Below are 1,945 nucleotides of genomic sequence, written 5' to 3'. Positions count from 1 at the left end.
GGCCCCCACGCCCGCGGGGGGCCGCCCCCCCCCCGCCCCCCCGGCCAGTCCGCGTCCGCGGGCCGTCAGGTGGACGTGGGCGCCCCCGGACGGGAGGAGCGGGCGCCGCCGGACAGGTCGGCGAGCGGGCCGCTGCCCAGCACCCCGCCGAGCAGCCCGGGGCTCGCCCCGGAGCTCGGGCTGGGCTTGGACGCCGCCCCCGTTCCGGCGGGGGGCGGGGTGCTGCGCTGGGCGGGCGAGGAACCGGCCGACGGCGCGGCGGCGGACGGTGCGGCGGCGGACGGGGTCGTGCCGGCCCCGGTCTCCGCCTTGGCGGAGTGCCCCTTGCCGCTCGGCGTCGGGCTGCCCGGGCGGGTGGCCGGGGCGGAGGAGGGCGGGGTGGTCGGGCTCGGCGTGGGGGTGGCCGGGCGCGGGGCGGGCGAGGGCGAGGTGGACGAGCCCTGGCCGCCCGGGGTGCCGGTCGGGGCGCCGCTGGGCCAGACCGGCGTGCCGTAGTCGGTGGCCGGACGGGCCGGCGCCTGGTGCGTCCGGGCCCCGGTGCGCACCGCCGCGCCGAGCATCGAGCCGAGCAGCAGGGTCGCCCCGACCACGACCGTGGTGACCACCGTGCCGCGGCGCAGCACCCGGCGGCGCAGCGCGGCGGGCGCGTCGGCGCCGTAGCGCCGCCAGGCCTCCAGGTTGAGCCGCCCGTCCAGGGAGGCGAACGGCGCTCCGGCGATCAGCAGCGGGCTCCAGGCCGCCAGGAAGATCAGGTCGGGGGTGTCGTAGACCGGTACGGCCCGCCAGCTGACGGTGAACAGCAGCGCGGCGGAGAGGAGCATCGCCGCCCCGGCCGCGAGCCGCTGCCAGAGGCCGAGGACGGTCAGCACGCCGACCACGACCTGGGTGAACGACACCACCAGGCCGGCACCGACCGGGTGCGCCATGGCGAAGGCCAGCAGCGGTTCGGCGACCTTCCAGGGGTGCAGCGAGGCGAGCCAGCGCATCATCGAGCCGCGCTCGCCGCCGTCGAAGTAGACCGGGTCGCAGAGCTTGCTGAACCCGGCGTAGACGGACAGCGAGCCGAGGACGGCGCGCAGCGGCAGCAGGACCAGGCCGAGGTCGACCCGGCGGCCGGGGTACCAGGGCGGCTTGCCCTCGGCGGCCGTCGCGGAGACCTCGGGCAGCTCGCCGCTCGGGGTCCAGCCCTGCGGTGCGCCGACCGGGCCGATGCCCGCGTCGGTGGCGGTGCCGGCGCCCTCCCGCGGCTGGCGCGGGACGGTCCGGGCGCCCGAGTAGGACGGGATCACCCGGGTGTCCGACATGCCCGGGCCGCCGCCGTCGGGCCCGGAGCCGGTGAGCCGGACGGCGTCCAGCAGCTGGGTGGCCGCGAGGTCCCCGGGGGGCGCCTGCCCGGTCCAGGTGACGGCGGTGACCCGGCCCTTGCGGCGCGGCGCACCGCCCCCGGCGGCCCCCGCGAGCGCCGGGACGGCGGAGGCGGGCACGACGACCTGCGGGGTGACCAGCGGACGGCGGATCAGGCCCTGGTTGGCGTACGGGTCGCCGAACGCGGCGCCGGTGGACAGCAGTCCGGCCGGGGCCTCGATCAGCGGCGCCACCGGGGCGCCGAGCCGGAGCCGGAAGCTCGCCTGGGTGATGCTGAGGCGCGCGGGGTCGGACGGCACCTTGACCGTGTCAAGGCCGGGGCCCGCGTCTATCCCGGTGCTGCCGCCGCCGAACAGGGGGCGCCGAGGTGTTCTGGTGTCCACGCCCGTCTAACCGGGTGACCACCGCTTAGGACACTCTCCCGAGTGGATGTCCGGCGCATACTTGAAATGATCATGAGAAAAGCGGGGGGGGCGGGGGGGGGCCCGGCGCGGTCGGCGGCCCCCCGGGCCCCGCGGGGGGGGGGGGGGGGGGGGCGGGTGGCGCGCTCCCCCGCGGGTCGGCGCTGAGCAGGCAGCGT

Annotated in this window: 1 protein-coding gene; it reads right to left on the bottom strand. The window is 79.3% G+C overall.

From position 1 onward, the window contains the following. Positions 1-65: 65 nt before the first annotated feature. On the bottom strand, positions 66-1,664 hold the full coding sequence (locus tag ACFV6I_RS31330) for a DoxX family membrane protein (RefSeq protein WP_063348799.1): 1,599 nt from the start codon (positions 1,662-1,664) through the stop codon (positions 66-68). Positions 1,665-1,945: the final 281 nt, after the last annotated feature.

It is taken from the genome of Kitasatospora sp. NPDC059803, assembly GCF_042732255.1.
Classification (GTDB): Bacteria; Actinomycetota; Actinomycetes; order Streptomycetales; family Streptomycetaceae; genus Kitasatospora.
Note: the sequence above shows the minus strand (reverse complement) of the source record. Positions and strands in the feature narration are given on the sequence as shown.